At 67.6% G+C, this 14,730-nt stretch carries 12 protein-coding genes and 2 rRNA genes (1 of these 14 only partly in view); 6 read left to right on the top strand and 8 right to left on the bottom strand.

Translation table 11 applies throughout. From position 1 onward, the window contains the following. Nucleotides 1-186: 186 nt before the first annotated feature. Nucleotides 187-2,262, bottom strand: coding sequence for a glycine--tRNA ligase subunit beta (glyS, locus tag ACSYAO_RS21730; protein ID WP_049462248.1), 2,076 nt, complete (start codon nucleotides 2,260-2,262; stop codon nucleotides 187-189). Between the two features lie 71 nt (nucleotides 2,263-2,333). Continuing rightward, on the bottom strand, nucleotides 2,334-3,245 hold the full coding sequence (glyQ, locus tag ACSYAO_RS21735) for a glycine--tRNA ligase subunit alpha (RefSeq protein ID WP_006403404.1): 912 nt from the start codon (nucleotides 3,243-3,245) through the stop codon (nucleotides 2,334-2,336). An 84-nt stretch (nucleotides 3,246-3,329) separates the two neighbouring features. On the opposite strand from glyQ, the gene ACSYAO_RS21740 reads away from it, so the two are divergent. The 3 genes from ACSYAO_RS21740 to ACSYAO_RS21750 are packed head-to-tail and all read left to right on the top strand — an operon-like array spanning nucleotide 3,330 to nucleotide 6,845. Further along, the gene (locus tag ACSYAO_RS21740) at nucleotides 3,330-5,165 is read left to right on the top strand and encodes a GspE/PulE family protein (RefSeq protein ID WP_049424290.1); all 1,836 of its coding nucleotides are present in this window, start codon (nucleotides 3,330-3,332) and stop codon (nucleotides 5,163-5,165) included. Beyond that, nucleotides 5,137-5,883: a glutamine amidotransferase gene (locus ACSYAO_RS21745; protein WP_005411673.1), complete on the top strand. Its 747-nt coding sequence runs from the start codon at nucleotides 5,137-5,139 to the stop codon at nucleotides 5,881-5,883. The genes ACSYAO_RS21740 and ACSYAO_RS21745 overlap by 29 nt, the downstream gene beginning before the upstream one ends. Nucleotides 5,884-5,933: 50 nt before the next feature. Beyond that, entirely contained in the window at nucleotides 5,934-6,845 is a 912-nt protein-coding gene (locus tag ACSYAO_RS21750) for a BPSS1780 family membrane protein (protein ID WP_049462247.1), read from the top strand. An 81-nt stretch (nucleotides 6,846-6,926) separates the two neighbouring features. Here the strand turns inward: ACSYAO_RS21750 and tatC are convergent, their stop codons facing one another. The 4 genes from tatC to ACSYAO_RS21770 form a co-directional block, all read right to left on the bottom strand. Then, nucleotides 6,927-7,676: a twin-arginine translocase subunit TatC gene (tatC, locus tag ACSYAO_RS21755; RefSeq protein ID WP_049462246.1), complete on the bottom strand. Its 750-nt coding sequence runs from the start codon at nucleotides 7,674-7,676 to the stop codon at nucleotides 6,927-6,929. Further along, nucleotides 7,673-8,134 carry a Sec-independent protein translocase protein TatB gene (gene tatB, locus ACSYAO_RS21760; protein WP_032128454.1) on the bottom strand — a complete coding sequence of 154 codons (462 nt, stop codon included), beginning with the start codon at nucleotides 8,132-8,134 and terminating at the stop codon, nucleotides 7,673-7,675. The genes tatC and tatB overlap by 4 nt, the downstream gene beginning before the upstream one ends. A 15-nt stretch (nucleotides 8,135-8,149) precedes the next feature. Then, nucleotides 8,150-8,377, bottom strand: a complete 228-nt coding sequence (tatA, locus tag ACSYAO_RS21765) for a Sec-independent protein translocase subunit TatA (RefSeq protein ID WP_032128453.1) — start codon at nucleotides 8,375-8,377, stop codon at nucleotides 8,150-8,152. A gap of 75 nt (nucleotides 8,378-8,452) precedes the next feature. Then, entirely contained in the window at nucleotides 8,453-9,346 is an 894-nt protein-coding gene (locus ACSYAO_RS21770) for a lipid-binding SYLF domain-containing protein (RefSeq protein WP_049462245.1), read from the bottom strand. A 165-nt stretch (nucleotides 9,347-9,511) separates the two neighbouring features. On the opposite strand from ACSYAO_RS21770, the gene hemH reads away from it, so the two are divergent. The 3 genes from hemH to ACSYAO_RS21785 all read left to right on the top strand — a co-directional run bounded on the left by hemH (nucleotide 9,512) and on the right by ACSYAO_RS21785 (nucleotide 13,721). Continuing rightward, nucleotides 9,512-10,474: a ferrochelatase gene (hemH, locus tag ACSYAO_RS21775; RefSeq protein ID WP_049462244.1), complete on the top strand. Its 963-nt coding sequence runs from the start codon at nucleotides 9,512-9,514 to the stop codon at nucleotides 10,472-10,474. Next, nucleotides 10,471-11,325: an alpha/beta fold hydrolase gene (locus ACSYAO_RS21780; RefSeq protein ID WP_049424296.1), complete on the top strand. Its 855-nt coding sequence runs from the start codon at nucleotides 10,471-10,473 to the stop codon at nucleotides 11,323-11,325. Before hemH ends, ACSYAO_RS21780 begins: the two co-directional genes overlap by 4 nt. Nucleotides 11,326-11,615: 290 nt before the next feature. Then, nucleotides 11,616-13,721 (top strand): methyl-accepting chemotaxis protein, encoded by a 2,106-nt coding sequence (locus ACSYAO_RS21785; protein WP_049462243.1) that lies wholly within the window; start codon nucleotides 11,616-11,618, stop codon nucleotides 13,719-13,721. A gap of 451 nt (nucleotides 13,722-14,172) precedes the next feature. On the opposite strand, the gene rrf is transcribed toward ACSYAO_RS21785, so the two are convergent. Continuing rightward, nucleotides 14,173-14,287, bottom strand: a 5S ribosomal RNA gene (rrf, locus tag ACSYAO_RS21790). Nucleotides 14,288-14,414: 127 nt separating this feature from the next. Further along, nucleotides 14,415-14,730, bottom strand: a 23S ribosomal RNA gene (locus ACSYAO_RS21795) (it continues 2,564 nt past the right edge of the window).

A 14,730-nucleotide genomic window follows, 5' to 3' on the forward strand; every position in this document is an offset into this window, starting at 1 on the left:
CGCGCCTTTGTGGCGATCGTCGTGATCGCAGCCGAGGATGCCGGCATCGTGCGCGATGCCGGCAATGACCCCGATGGACATCCGCCAGCGGTGATCCGGTAGTGCCGGCCGCTGGCCGGCAACCCACAGACCGATCCGATGCGCGGTGGCAATGCCGGCCAGCGGCCGGCACTACCGATACGGGCGTCAGCTCGACAGATGCTCGATCGCTGCCACCTTGCCCAGGCGCTCGCCCAGCATCGTCAGCAGCGCCAGGCGGTTGCCACGCAGCGCCGGATCTTCCGCATTGACCATCACGCCATCGAAGAACGCGTCGACCTGCGGGCGCAGGCAGGCCAGGCGCGCCAGCACAGCCACGTAATCCTTGTGCTGCAGGCTGGCGCCGGTGTCGTCGATGGCCGCGGTGACCGCTTCAGCCAGCGCGCGCTCGGCGTCTTCCTGCAGCAGCGCCGGGTCGATCTGGGCCGGAATGTCGCCTTCAGCCTTGCGGAGGATGTTGCGGATGCGCTTGTTGGCCGCAGCCAGCGCCTCGGCTTCCGGCAGCGCGGCGAAGGTGCCGATCGCGTCCAGGCGGCGGTCGAAGTCATACAGCGAGACAGGCTTCAGTTCGGCCACCGCATTGAAGTGCGTGGCTGGCACGTTCTTGTCGCCGTAGTAACCCTTCAGGCGGTCGAGGATGAAGTCGTACAGCTCGCCAACGTCGGCCTGCACGTTGCGTGCGGCCAGGCCGGCGTTGGCGCTGGCCAGCAGCGCGCGCAGGTCCAGCTCGAAGCCGCTTTCGATGATCGTGCGGGCCAGGCCCAGCGCGTTGCGGCGCAGCGCGAACGGGTCCTTGTTGCCGGTCGGCTTCAGGCCTGCGGCGAAGCCACCGGCCAGCGTGTCGACGCGCTCGGCGATGGCCAGCACCTTGCCCAGCGGCGACAGCGCGATGTCATCACCACCGAAGCGCGGCTGGTAGGCCTCGTCGATGGCCAGCGCCACCTCGGCCGATTCGCCACCGGCCACGGCGTAGTGGCGGCCGGCGATGCCCTGCAGCTCCGGGAACTCGTTGACCATGCGCGACTGCAGGTCGTTCTTGGCCAGTTCGGCAGCCCGCTTGGCCTGCGCGGCATCGGCGCCAACCTGGGGTGCGATCACTTCGGCCAATGCAGCCACGCGCGCCACCTTGTCGGCCACGCTGCCCAGCTTGGCCTGGTAGGTCACCGTCTTCAGCCCCTCACCCATCGACACCAGGCCCTGCTTCAGGTCCTCGTCGAAGAAGAACTTGGCATCGGCGAAACGCGGACGGATCACCCGCTCGTAGCCCTTGGCCACTTCTGCCACGTTCTTCGATTCGATGTTGGCGATGCCGATGAACTTCTCGGTCAGCGTGCCTGCGGCATCCAGCACCGGGAAGAACTTCTGGTTGATCTCCATCGTCTCGATCAGCGCTTCCTGCGGCACCGCCAGGAACGCGGGCTCGAAGCTGCACAGCACCGCCGACGGCCATTCGACCAGGTTCACCACCTGCTCCAGGTTGTCGTCGGTGATGCGGGCGCTGCCACCGGCCTTGGCCGCAGCGGCCTCGACCTCGGCGACGATGCGCGCGCGGCGCTCGCTCGGGTCGACCAGCACGAACGCGGCGCGCAGCGCTTCAACGTAGTCCTGCGGCTGCGCCAGCGACACCGCCTGGTCATGGTGGAAGCGATGGCCACGGCTGACGCGGCCGGCCTGCAGGCCGAACAGTTCGGCCTCGACCACGTTGGCGCCGTGCAGCAGCACCAGCCAGTGCGCCGGGCGCGCGAAGCCCCAGGCGTGGTCGCCCCAGCGCATCGGCTTGGGAATCGGCATCGCCGCGATCGCCTCGCGCAGGATCTCCGGCAGCAGGCTGGCGGTGCTCGCGCCCGGGGTCACCGCGCGGTGCACGAAACGCTCACCCTTGTTGTCGGTGGTCTTCTCCAGCGCGGTCCAGTCGATCCCGGCCTTGGCGGCGAAGCCCTGCAACGCCTTGGTCGGCTGGCCTTCGGCGTCCAGCGCGATGTTCAGGTACGGGCCCAGCACTTCGCTGTGCTGCTCCGGCTGTTCCAGGCCGACGCCCGGCAGCAGCACGGCCAGGCGGCGCGGAGTCGACAGCGGGCGCGCATCGCCCAGTTCCAGCGCGACGCCGCGCTTGCGCAGGCCGTCGACAACGCCATCGAAGAACGCCTGGGCGAGGCCCGGCAGCGCCTTGACCGGCAGCTCCTCGGTGCCCAGTTCGATCAGCAGGGGGGACAGTTGGCTCATCGTTTCAATCCTGTGGTGGGGGCGCAGCGCGCGACGCGTCCGGCGCCCCGGAGTAAGGGGGGGAGCGGCCGTCAGGCCTTCTTCGCGCCCGGGAAGCCCAGCTTCTCGCGCTGCTCGTAGTACGCCTTGGCCACCGCCTGGGCCAGCGCGCGCACGCGCAGGATGTAGCGCTGGCGCTCGGTCACGCTGATCGCGCGGCGCGCATCCAGCAGGTTGAAGGTGTGGCTGGCCTTCATCACCTGCTCGTAGGCCGGCAGCGGCAGGTTCACTTCCACCAGCTTCTGCGCTTCGCGTTCGCAGGCATCGAAACGGTGGAACATCTCTTCCACGTCGGCGTATTCGAAGTTGTAGGTGCTCTGCTCCACCTCGTTCTGGTGGTAGACGTCGCCGTAGGTCACCGGCTGGCCGTCCGGGCCATAGGTCCAGACCAGGTCGTAGACGTTGTCGCAGTTCTGCAGGTACATGCACAGGCGTTCGAGACCGTAGGTGATCTCGCCCAGCACCGGGCGGCACTCCAGGCCACCAGCCTGCTGGAAGTAGGTGAACTGGGTCACCTCCATGCCGTTGAGCCAGACTTCCCAGCCCAGGCCCCAGGCGCCCAGGGTCGGCGATTCCCAGTTGTCCTCGACGAAGCGCAGGTCGTGCACCAGCGGATCGATGCCCAGCGCCTTCAGCGAATCCAGGTACAGCTGCTGGATGTTGTCCGGCGCCGGCTTCATCGCCACCTGGTACTGGTAGTAGCGCTGCAGGCGGTTCGGGTTCTCGCCGTAGCGGCCGTCGGTCGGGCGGCGCGAGGGCTGCACGTAGGCCGCGTTCCAGCTCTCCGGACCGATCGCACGCAGGAAGGTGGCCGGGTGGAAGGTACCGGCGCCCACCTCCAGGTCGAGCGGCTGGATGAGCACGCAGCCCTGCTGGGCCCAGAACTGGTTCAGGGTCTGGATCAGGCCCTGGAAGGTGATCGGAACGGTCGGGGTCGCGGACATGCGTACGAGTCTTGGCCGGCAAGGGGGGTGCGTTAGTATAACGGCCGACCTGCGGGGCATTCCGTACCCGGGAGGAGCAGGCAGATGGAACATCGGCTGCCGGTGGGCACTCCCGGCGAGGCTGGCGGCGTACCGCTGCCGTGGGGACGGCTGCAGTTCGAGCAGATTGCCGCGGCCCTGATCGCCGATGGCCTGGTGGCCGAGCAGGACCGCGAGCGCATGCGCTTTTCCGCGCAGGGCGCACGCAACGCCAGTGAAGTGCACCCGCTGGTGCTGCTGTCCAACCTCAAGCTGGCCGCCAACGGCGGTGGCGAACTGACCCTGGAGCGCCTTACCGAGTGGCTGGCGCAGCGCACCGGCAGCCGCTACCTGCGCATCGACCCGACCCGGGTCGACGTCGCCGCGGTCACCGCGCTGGTCTCCCATGCCTACGCGCGCCGCCACCGTTTCCTGCCGTTGGCGGTGGATGCCGAGCGCGTGCTGGTGGCCACCAGCGAGCCACTGGTGCAGGAATGGCGCCGCGACCTGCAGCACCTGACCCGCCGCCGCATCGAGCTGGCGGTGGTCAACCCGCTGGACCTGCACCGCTACACCATGGAGTTCTACGGGGTGACCCGTTCGGTGCGCGGCGCCCGTGGCGACGTGCGTGGCGAAGCCAACACCACCCTGCCCAGCTTCGAACAGCTGGTGGAGCTGGGCCGCACCGGCGACGTCAATGCCGACGACCAGCACATCGTGCATATCGTCGACTGGCTGCTGCAGTACGCCTACGAGCAGCGCGCCTCGGACATCCACCTGGAGCCGCGCCGCGAAATGGGGCGCATGCGCTTCCGCATCGACGGCGTGCTGCACAAGGTGTTCGAGGTGCCGCCGGCGGTGATGACCGCCGTGGTCAGCCGCATCAAGGTGCTCGGCCGCATGGACCTGGCCGAGCGCCGGCGCCCGCAGGATGGCCGCATCAAGACCCGTTCGCCGGGCGGCCGCGAGGTCGAGATGCGCCTGTCGACCATGCCCACCGCCTTCGGCGAGAAGTGCGTGATGCGCATCTTCGACCCGGATGCCGCCTTCAAGAGCATCGACCAGCTCGGTTTCAGCCCGCAGGAGGCGGCGGGCTGGAATGCACTGGTCGAGCGCCCGCACGGCATCGTGCTGGTCACCGGCCCGACCGGCTCGGGCAAGACCACCACCCTGTACTCCACGCTGAAGCGCCTGGCCACGCCGGACGTGAACGTGTGCACGGTGGAGGACCCGATCGAGATGATCGCGCCCGAGTTCAACCAGATGCAGGTGCAGACCAACATCGACCTGGATTTCGCCAGCGGCGTGCGCACCCTGCTGCGGCAGGACCCGGACATCATCATGATCGGCGAGATCCGCGACCTGGAAACCGCGCAGATGGCGGTGCAGGCCTCGCTGACCGGCCATCTGGTGCTGTCCACCCTGCATACCAACGACGCGCCCTCGGCGGTCACCCGCCTGCTCGACCTGGGCGTGCCGCACTACCTGCTGGCCAGCACCCTCAACGGCATCCTCGCCCAGCGACTGGTGCGCACGCTGTGCCCGCACTGCAAGCAGCCGCACAGCCTCGGCGCCGCCGACTGGGCGGTGCTGGCTGATAGCCATGCCGCATATCCAGATGCCGCCACGCCCTGTCGGCCGGTCGGTTGCCTGGAGTGCCGGCGCACCGGATTCCTCGGCCGCATCGGCCTGTATGAGTTGCTGCCATTGGGTTCGCGGCTGCGCGGGCAGATCCGCGCCGACATGGATCTGGCCGGTTTCAGCCGGGCTGCGCGGGCTGAAGGGCTGCGAACCCTGCGCCAGGCCGGGCTTGAAAAGGTGGCGCAGGGGCTGACTACAATCGAGGAAGTCCTGTCAGTCCTGCCGCCCCCGGATGAACCCAGCCCCGTTCCTGATCCTTGAAACCGGCCGCCCGGTACCGTCGCTGCGCCGCTACGGGCGCTTTCCGCACTGGATCCGCGTCGCCGCCGGGCTGGAAGAACACGAGACGGTGGTGGTCGATGTCGAACACGGTGGCGCCCTGCCCGACCCACATGCCTTCGCCGGCGTGCTGGTGACCGGCTCGGCCGCCTTCGTCACCGACCACGCCGAGTGGAGCGAGCGCAGCGCCGCATGGCTGCGCCAGACCGCCCACGACGACCTGCCGGTATTCGGCATCTGCTATGGCCACCAGCTGCTGGCGCACGCGCTGGGTGGCGAGGTGGCCTACAACCCGGCCGGGCGCGAGTCCGGCACGATCGAGCTGGAACTGCAGCCGCAGGCCGCGCAGGACCCGCTGTTCCAGGGCCTGCCGCAGCATTTCGCCGCCCACGCCACCCACCTGCAGACGGTGCTGCGCGCGCCGGACGGTGCCGAAGTGCTGGCACGCTCGCCGCTGGACGGCTGCCACGCCTTCCGCTGGGGCCGCCAGGCGTGGGGCGTGCAGTTCCATCCCGAGTTCGCCACCCACCACATGCGCGGCTACGTGCGTGCCCGCGCCGACTGCATCGGCCGCCACGGCGGCTGCGCCCGCAGCATCGAGCGCGCGGTCAGCGCCGCACCACTGGCCCGCCAGCTGTTGCGCCGCTTCGTCCGCCAGGCGCGGCTGTCTTCAGCCCAGCCGGTGGCAAAACAGGGATAATCGGCGGCACGGGCAGCCGCCCGGCCCCCTCCTGTCCTTCCCGGATGTCCATGAAAGAGATTCGCAAGCTGCCGGCCTCGGCGGGCGCCCAGTGGTTGCTGGATACGTTCTCCCTGTACCGGCGTGCGCCGCTGCAGCTGGCCCGGATCGGCCTGACCTGGCTGCTGGTGAGCTGGGTGGTGACCCTGCTGTCGACGCTGATTCCCGGTGCCGCCGGCATGGCCGTGCAGCTGATGACCCTGGCCATTTCGCCGATCATGTTCGGCGGCATGCTGTATGCCGTGGGCGAGATCGACGAAGGCCGCCCGGGCCTGGCCTCGCACCTGCTGCAGCCGATCCGCGACCACCGCGTCAGCCACCTGCTGGTGCCGCTGGCGATCCAGGTGCTGGCGGTCCTGCTGCTGGGCGCACTGTTGTTCATGATGATCGGCCGCGAGGGCTTCACCGCCTTCAGCGAGGTCATGACCAAGATGGAAGAAATCAGCCGCAGCGGCCAGCAGATCAAGCCGGACGACGCGGCCGCGCTGGTCGCCAACCTGCCGGCCAAGCGCATCGCGCTGTGGATGCTGCTGGTGTTCCTGAGCGCGGTGGCGCTGTCGCTGGCGATGTTCACCCAGCCGGCGCTGGTGGTGTTCGACAAGCAGAGCGGCATGCATGCGCTGCGCCTGAGCCTGCAGGGCTGCATCGAGAACATCGGCGCGATGTTCGTGTTCGCCGCGCTCGGCCTGATCGCCGCGTTCTGCATGTACATCCTGTTCGTGATCGTGATCCAGATCGCGATGCTGATCGGTGGCCCGCTGGCTGCGGCCTTCATCGCCCAGCTGGTGCTGACCACGGTGCTGATGCCGCTGTATGTCGGCGCGGTCTACGCCGCGTGGAAGCAGATGTTCGTGCATCGCGGCAGCCGCGCGGCCCCACCGATCCCGACCACGCCGACCTCAAACGACGTGTTCCACGCCTGACGGAAAAAGGGGACGGAGGGGATTAAGTCGTTTATGCCCAGTGTGTGCAGCTAACGACTTAATCCCCTCCGTCCCCTTTTTTCAGGCAGCGGGTTTCTTCACTACCGATGACGGCACCAGCCAGCGTGCGGCGTGGATGCCCAGCTCGTAGAGCAGGCACATCGGAATCGCCAACATCAGCTGCGAGACCACGTCCGGCGGGGTCAGCACTGCGGCCACCACGAAGATGCCGACGATTGCGTAGCCACGGCCTTCCTTGAACTGCTGCGGCGTCACCCAGCCCAGCAGCACCAGGATCACCATCGCCACCGGCAGTTCGAAACTACCGCCGAAAGCGAAGAAGATCGCCAGCACGAAGTCCAGGTAGGCGTTCGCATCCGGAGTGATCGCGATCACGTCCGGGCTGAAGGTGGTGAGGAAGTGGAATACCGCCGGCAGCACCAGGAAGTAGGCGAAGGCACAGCCGGCGTAGAACAGCACCACCGACGACACCAGCAACGGCACCGCCAGGCGCTTCTCGCGCGCGTACAGGCCCGGAGCAACGAACGCCCACAGCTGGTACAGCAGCCACGGCACCGCCACGAACAGGGCCACGAAGAAAGTCAGCTTCAGCGGGGCGAAGAACGCACCGGCCGGGTTGGTGGCGATCATCGTCTGCCCGTTCGGCAGCTGCGAGACCAGCGGTTCGGCCAGCGCGTTGTACAGCTTCTGGGTGAACGGCAGCAGCGCCAGCAGCACCACGCCCAGGCCCAGCAATGCGCGCACCAGGCGGCCGCGCAGTTCCACCAGATGTTCGACCAGCGAGCTTTCGCCGAAATCCTGTTCACTCATGGCTGGCGCTCCGGGCTGCTCTGCGGCGGCGGCGCACCGGCTTCAGGGGGTGTCGCCGGCGTCGGCTCGGGAGCAACGCTCTCCTGTGCCGGCGCATCGGCGTCGGGCACGGCGCTCATGTGCGGCGGAAGATCTGCGGGCGCCGGCGCGCGTACTTCCTGCGCCAGCGTATCGCCCTGCTGCTGGGCCTCCTGCGCTTCGCGACGGATCGCTTCACCGCTGGCGCGCAGCTGGTTCTCGGTGTCCTGCATGCCCTGGCGCACGTCCTGCATCTGCCGCTTGATGTCCTCGGCCTGCAGTTCGCGCTCCAGTTCCTGTTTCACCGAATCCCACTGATTACGGGCACGTCGCACCCACAGGCCGGCGAAGCGGGCCGCCTTGGGCAGGCGCTCGGGACCGAGCACCACCAGGGCGACCACTGCAATCACCAGCAGCTCGCTGAAGCCGATATCAAACACCGCGACCGCTCCGGATCAGCGAGCGTTACGGTCGTGCTCGTCCTGCGCGGCGCGCGAGGCGTCCTGGCTGCGCGATTCATCGCCCAGCTGCGCGTTCGGCTTGTCCTCGTCGCGCATGCCCTTCTTGAATTCCTTGACCGCCGAACCGAGATCCTTGGCGCCACTGGTCAGGCGCTTGGTGCCGAACACCAGCAGGACGATGGCCAGCACGACCAACCAATGCCAGATGCTGAAACTGCCCATAAAGACGCTCGTTACGTTAGTGATCAGGCTGTCGAGCATAGCGCACCGGGTGTTAGCCGGCGCGCGTGACGAAAGTCAGTTTCCGCCCAGCGTTTCCGTGCGGATTTCGCCGTCGTTGACCGGCTGGAAGCCCTGCTGCTGCAGCGGCGGGTTCTGCGGCACGTTCTGCAGCGGTGCGGTAGTGGCTTCGGCCGGGGCGGCCGGCGCTGCCTGAACAGGCGCCGGAGCAACCGTCGGGGCCGCTGCCGGACGCGGCGCGTTGCCACCGTTGCCGTTGCGGTTGTTGCGCGCGGCGTAGGTGGCCTCTTCCAGGCGGTCGCGGAACGTGACCACATCCATCGACGGCGAACCGGCCGCGCGGCCTTCGAAGATCATGCGCGGCGTGGTGTTGCTGCCGTAGGCGTCCAGATTGGCGGCATCGTCGATCTGCAGCACCGCACCATCCAGGGCGACACCGGCGAACAGGCCGCGGGCGCGCGACCAGGACCAGATTTCGGCCTTCAGCTGACCGTCGGTGGCGGCGGCGGCATTGCGGCCGACCGGGCCGGCGGCGACACCCGCATCGGCGCCCAGCGTGAACTTGCCGTTGACCAGGTTGTCCAGGCTACGGTCGTTGCGGAACACCAGCACCACATCGGAGGACTGCACGCCGGCCTGGAAGCCGATGCTGCCGCCGGTGAGCTTCACGAACACCGGGTTGGACCAGGCACCGTTGGGCATGCGCACGGACATCAGGCCGTGGCCACGACGACCGCCAATGACCAGACCGGCCTTGATCGTGTCGGGAATGACGATGACCGCGCGGCCTTCGTCGAGCAATTTGTCCGGAATGCCCTGTTCAGGGATTTCCTGGATTTCAGCCAGCACACGCACGGCATTGCGGGCGCGCTGGTCTTCCTGCGGTCCGGCCATGGCCTGGCTGGACAGCAGGCTGGCGGCGATCAGCAGGGCTTGGATCGGGCGACGCATGGCAGGCTCCAGAAGTCAGTCCATAGGAAGATATAGCAAGTGACTGAAATTAGTAGTGTTGTCATGAATCCCCAATGAGCGTTCCCTGCTCACATTGATGCGCGCTATGCCTGCAATCCGAACCCTGCATCCCGGCGCGGCACCGGATCGGCGACAATACCGCTCATGCTCGACGCACCCGATACCGCCGTGCTGGCGGTCAACCTAGGCACGCCCGAGACGCCGACGGCCCCCGCCGTACGCCGTTACCTGGCTGAATTCCTGTCCGACCCCCGCGTGGTCTCGATCCCGGCACTGCTGTGGCAGCCGTTGCTGCGCGGACTGATCCTGCCGCTGCGCAGCAGCCGTTCAGCGGCCAAGTACGCCCAGGTCTGGCTGCCGGAGGGCTCTCCGCTGATGGTGCATACGCGCCAGCTGGCGCAGGCCATGCAAGCGCTGTTGCCGACCCTGACGGTGCGCCATGCAATGCGCTATGGCGAACCGGCGCTGGCCAGCGAACTCGACCGGCTGGCGGCCGACGGTGCGCGCCGCGTCGTGGTGCTGCCGCTGTACCCGCAGTACTCCACCACCACCACCGCCTCGGTCGAAGACCGCGTCGATGCCTGGCAGCGCCGCAATCCGGGCGTGACCGTGAGCCTGGTACGCGACTATTCGGTCGATCCGGGCTGGGTCGACGCCGTTGCCGGCTCGATCCGCCGCTACTGGGAACAGCACGGTCGCGGCCAGAAACTGATGTTCTCCTTCCACGGCATTCCGCAGCGCCTGGCCGATGCCGGCGATCCGTATCCGCAGCGCTGCGAGGCCAGTGCGCAGGCCATCGCCAAGGCGCTGGAGCTGGGCAGGGACGACTGGCAGATGGGCTATCAGTCGCGCTTCGGCCGCGAGCGCTGGCTGCAGCCGTATGCCGAGCCCAGCCTGTGGGCGCTGGCCGAATCCGGCGTGAAGCAGATCGACGTGGTCTGTCCCGGCTTCGCCACCGACTGTCTGGAGACGCTGGAAGAAGTGGCACTGGGCTTCACCGAAACACTGGCCGAGCGCGGCGCGACGATGCGCTACATCCCCTGCCTCAACGCCGAACCGGAGCACGCGCGTGCGCTTGCGCGGCTGGCCGTGGCCTCGCTGGCATGAGCCTGCAGCCGTTTGAACTGGAGGTCGGTGGCGCGCGCGTCGCCGGCCTGCGCAACCACGGTGACGGCCCGCGCGTGCTGGCCCTGCATGGCTGGCTCGACAACGCGGCCAGCTTCGTGCCGCTGGCGCCGCACCTGTCGTCGTTGCAGCTGGTGGCCATCGACCTGCCCGGCCACGGCCACAGCGCGCATCTGCCGGCCGGTGCCAGCTACACCACGGCCGCCGCCATCTGTCACGTACTCGACGTCGCCGACGCGCTGGGCTGGGACCGTTTCAGCCTGCTCGGCCATTCGATGGGCGCCGGCATCGCCAGCCTCACCGCCTCGGTCAGCGACCGTGTCGAACGGCTGGTGGCGATCGAAGCACTCGGCGGCCTGCGTGGTCCTGAGGAAGAAACCGCCAACCGCCTGCGCGAGCATGTGAATGCCACGCGCGCACTGGCACGCAAGCAGCTGCGCGTGTTCCCCGACCTCGCCGCGCCGATCCGCGCGCGGATGATGACCAACCAGCTCAGCGAGCGCTGTGCACGGCTGCTGGTCGAGCGCGGCGTGGAGCCGGTCGAAGGTGGTTACCGCTGGTGCAGCGACCCGCGCCTGATGCTGCCCACTGCGATCCGCCTCAGCGAAGGCCAGATCGACAACCTGCTGCAGGCCATCGCCTGCCCGACGCAGGTGATCTACGCCACACCGGCGCAGTCGTACTATCCCGAGCCGATGCGCAGCGATCGCCTGCAGCACCTGCGCGATGGCCGTCTGGCGGTGTTTGCCGGCAACCATCACCTGCACATGGAAGACCCGGAACAGATCGCGGGCGTGATCCTGCACTTCTTCAGCAACGGCAACGCCGGCTGAGCAGAAGTATCCGCGCGCTTCACTCCGCGCGTTTGCGGCCGATACATCAGTTGCGGGCCCCTGCGTCCGCAGCACGCAGGTCCGGTCGGGCCTGCGGCGTGTGTCTGGTTCTGCAAGGAAGTCCGCATGCCCGCTCTGCTGCACCGTCACCCACAGGATGTGGCCACGGTGTCCCGTCTCCGCGTCGCTGATCGCGCCGCATTCCCCGAATTCCCGGCTCGCGCCCTGCTCACGCACTCCTGCGTGTGCCGCGGCGTGGCTGTTGTCGTTTGCTGATCCAGGAGTCGCCGATGTCCGTTGCATCCTCCCGTCCCCCCGATACCGCCCGCATGCCGCATCTGCAGCAGCTCGCGCGCCGCGCTGACCGTCGACTGCTGATCGGCAGCGCGGCGTTGGCCGTGGCTGGCCTCGTGCTGGCCCTGCGTGGGCCCCACGTACCGGGCGCTGCGTTGGCCGCGGCCGCCGTACTGCCCGCCCTCTGGCTGGCCGGTCCACAGGCGGGCCGGGCCGTCGCCCGCAATGGCCTGGCATTGCTGTTGTCGCTGCAGCTGGCCTTGTTGTGCGCGATCGTCAGCCTGTCACCGGCATTGCCGATTGCGCTGTTGCTGGGCGTGCTGCTCAGCCACCGCGATCGCCTGCCGGTATGGCTGGCCGGTGGTGTTGGCACCCTCGCCCTGCTGGTACCGCTGCTGCACGGCGCAGCCGTGGGACCGACGTTGCTGCAGGCGGGCCTGTTCGCCAGCCTGACCGTGTTCCTCGGCCAGGTCGCGCTGCGCCTGCGGCAGCAGACCGAGGCACTTGGCCACGGCCCACGCCGCCTGGCGGCACTGGCGCGCGATATCGCGACGGGCACCGATCTGAGCGCACATGCGGATACCGCGGCCTATGCACCCGGTTCGCTGGCCCATGCGCTGGCCGATACCGCCCGCCACGTGCAGGCGCAGCGTGGGCGCGAGGCTGAAGCGCATGCCGAGAATGCGCAGATCCGCCAGGCGCTCGATGCCTCGCGCACCGCGATGATGATTGCCGACAACGACCACGTGATCCGTTACGTGAACCGCTCGGTGGTGGCCCTGCTGCGCAACCAGCAGGCAACACTGCGCCAGGCCTTCCCCGACTTCGATGCCGAGCGCCTGGTCGGCAGCAGCATCCACCGCTTCCACGCCAACCCGGATCGCATCCGCGCGATCCTCAACGGCCTGCAGGTCACCCACAACGGCAAGGTGCAGATCGGCCCCGTGCACTTCGCGCAGGTGGTCACCCCGGTGTTCGATGCGCAGGGCGCGCGCCTGGGCTTCGCCGTGGAATGGCATGACCGCACCCATGAACTCGCGCTGGAAAACGCCGTGGCCGGCATCGTCGCAGCGGCAGCGGCCGGTGATCTCGACCAGCGCCTGCAGGCCACTGAAGGTGCCAGTTTCCTCGATGGGCTGACCGGTGGCATCAACCAGCTGCTCGATACGCTCGGCAGCACCGTCAACGAAGTGCGGCAGATGCTCTCGGCACTGGCCAATGGCGATCTGGACCGGCGCATGAACGGCGAGTATCACGGTGCTTTCGCTGCCATCCAGCGCGATGCGAATGCCACGGCCGGTCAGTTGGCACGCATGGTCGGTCGCATCCAGGAATGTGCGGCGTCGATCAGTACCGCCGCCAGCGAGATTGCCGCCGGCAACGGCGCGTTGTCCGAGCGCAGCGAGCGCCAGGCCGCGCACCTGCAGGAGACCGCAGCATCGATGGAGGAACTCACCGCCACCGTGCGCCAGAACGCCGCCCATGCGCGTGAGGCCAGTGCGTTGGCAGCTTCCACGCAGAGCGCTGCCAGTGACGGCAACACAGCCATGCAACGCGTGGTGAATACCATGCAGGCCATCGAAGGTGCCTCGAAGCGGATCGGCGACATCACCGGCGTCATCGACGGCATTGCCTTCCAGACCAATATCCTGGCCTTGAACGCAGCCGTGGAGGCGGCACGCGCCGGCGAACAGGGCCGAGGCTTCGCGGTCGTGGCCAGCGAGGTGCGGGTACTGGCGCAGCGCTCTGCGGCGGCGGCCCAGGAGATCAAGAAGCTGATCGACGAAGCCGGCCGCCAGGTGGGTGAGGGTGCCCAGCTGGTGGCCGACGCCGGCCAGCGCATGCAGGGCATTGTTGGCGGCGTGGAGGATGTCAGCCACCTGATGCGCGAGATTTCCGCGGCGTCGCAGGAGCAGTCGATCGGTATCGAGCAGATCAACCAGACCGTGGTGCAGATGGATCAGGCGACGCAGCAGAATGCCGCGCTGGTGGAAGAAGCCACCGCCGCCGCACGCGAGCTGCAATCGCAGGCGGGTACGCTTACCGAGGCGGTGTCGGTGTTCCGCCAGCAGGAACCGCACGAGGTCTCGCAGGCCGCCTGATCCGGGCCTTCAGTTCGATCCTGATCAAGACGGCGCCCGCAGGGCGCCGTCTTTTTGTTGCGTAGGCCTTGCTGCCAGTAGCTGCCAACCTTGGTTGGCGCCGTGGTTCCTCACGGAGGGCATCCACGCATGGCGTGGATCTACTGGTAATGCCGGCCGCTGGCCGGCAATCACAGCGACGCGCACTGTCTGGCCTGCTGCCGGGGTTGGCACCGATCTTCGCAGGGACAGCCCATCCACGCACGGCGTGGATCTACTGTGGGTCCGCATGCCCTCGGTAGACGCCAACCTTGGTTGGCGCTGTGGCTACCCGCGGAGAATATCCGCGTATGGCCTGGATCTAACGGGCGATGTATCGCCATCGGGTTGCCGGCCAGCGGCCGGCACTACCCGCATTTCGCGCGCACAAAGAAAAACCCCGCTGCGTAAGCAGCGGGGTTTTGGGTGTAAACCCTGGCGATGACCTACTCTCGCATGGCTTGAGCCACACTACCATCGGCGCAGCTGCGTTTCACTTCCGAGTTCGGGATGGGATCGGGTGGTTCCACAGCGCTAATTTCACCAGGGAGGCGGTTGGAGCGTCGCCATCCGATACAGCTGGATAAGGCGCCTGCCTCTCGTAGTTCTTGTGACGTAGCGTGCACTTGGATGCTCTTACGACGCTGTCGTAAAGCCAAGGCAACTTGAGGTTATATGGTCAAGCCTCTCGGATCATTAGTATCAGTTAGCTCAATACATTGCTGTACTTACACACCTGACCTATCAACCACGTAGTCTACATGGTTCCTTCAGGGGGCTTGTGCCCCGGGAGATCTCATCTTGAGGCGCGCTTCCCGCTTAGATGCTTTCAGCGGTTATCGCTTCCGAACATAGCTACCCGGCAATGCCACTGGCGTGACAACCGGAACACCAGAGGTTCGTCCACTCCGGTCCTCTCGTACTAGGAGCAGCCCCTCTCAAATCTCCAACGCCCATGGCAGATAGGGACCGAACTGTCTCACGACGTTCT

Origin of the sequence: Stenotrophomonas sp. STK16_22, from assembly GCF_051984505.1 — a bacterium.
In the GTDB taxonomy this organism is placed as follows: domain Bacteria; phylum Pseudomonadota; class Gammaproteobacteria; order Xanthomonadales; family Xanthomonadaceae; genus Stenotrophomonas; species Stenotrophomonas maltophilia_A.

Coding starts and splice junctions, on each gene's coding strand:
- glyS (WP_049462248.1), bottom strand. CDS start 2,262: ATGAGCCAACTGTCCCCCCTGCTGATCGAACTGGGCACCGAGGAGCTG.
- glyQ (WP_006403404.1), bottom strand. CDS start 3,245: ATGTCCGCGACCCCGACCGTTCCGATCACCTTCCAGGGCCTGATCCAG.
- ACSYAO_RS21740 (WP_049424290.1), top strand. CDS start 3,330: ATGGAACATCGGCTGCCGGTGGGCACTCCCGGCGAGGCTGGCGGCGTA.
- ACSYAO_RS21745 (WP_005411673.1), top strand. CDS start 5,137: ATGAACCCAGCCCCGTTCCTGATCCTTGAAACCGGCCGCCCGGTACCG.
- ACSYAO_RS21750 (WP_049462247.1), top strand. CDS start 5,934: ATGAAAGAGATTCGCAAGCTGCCGGCCTCGGCGGGCGCCCAGTGGTTG.
- tatC (WP_049462246.1), bottom strand. CDS start 7,676: ATGAGTGAACAGGATTTCGGCGAAAGCTCGCTGGTCGAACATCTGGTG.
- tatA (WP_032128453.1), bottom strand. CDS start 8,377: ATGGGCAGTTTCAGCATCTGGCATTGGTTGGTCGTGCTGGCCATCGTC.
- ACSYAO_RS21770 (WP_049462245.1), bottom strand. CDS start 9,346: ATGCGTCGCCCGATCCAAGCCCTGCTGATCGCCGCCAGCCTGCTGTCC.
- hemH (WP_049462244.1), top strand. CDS start 9,512: ATGCTCGACGCACCCGATACCGCCGTGCTGGCGGTCAACCTAGGCACG.
- ACSYAO_RS21780 (WP_049424296.1), top strand. CDS start 10,471: ATGAGCCTGCAGCCGTTTGAACTGGAGGTCGGTGGCGCGCGCGTCGCC.
- ACSYAO_RS21785 (WP_049462243.1), top strand. CDS start 11,616: ATGTCCGTTGCATCCTCCCGTCCCCCCGATACCGCCCGCATGCCGCAT.